Source organism: Ciceribacter ferrooxidans, from assembly GCF_004137355.1.
In the GTDB taxonomy this organism is placed as follows: domain Bacteria; phylum Pseudomonadota; class Alphaproteobacteria; order Rhizobiales; family Rhizobiaceae; genus Allorhizobium; species Allorhizobium ferrooxidans.
The window spans coordinates 1-285 of record NZ_SDVB01000257.1; the positions used below are offsets into that span (position 1 = coordinate 1).

Here is a 285-nt window from a genome sequence, read left to right on the forward strand (position 1 = left end):
CGGGAACTAACCCATAAAGTAGCCCAGCATGGGTTGAAACTTGAAATTCCTGGTCTTCAGCCCCAAGGCCAGAGGCAGATTAAGGACTTGGACGGCAGTTCTCCGGACAAAGGTCTACTGCGTGTCCTCACGGAGATCTGCAACCTGGAGCTGAACGGCAACTTGCACTCCGAGCTGGAAGTCACTTTAACCAAAGAGAGCGAGCAGCTTCGAGATGATTCTCTACTGAATGGTCTTCTTGCTTCATCAGACCTGAAAGTTTGTCTGGATACAGTTCTAGAAAAC

General features: G+C 49.5%; 1 protein-coding gene. It reads left to right on the forward strand.

Annotation, left to right across the window (positions count from 1 at the left end; translation table 11 throughout):
- Positions 1–285, forward strand: a 285-nt coding sequence (locus EUU22_RS25640; RefSeq protein ID WP_205687927.1) for a hypothetical protein, incomplete at both ends; no start/stop codon positions are given.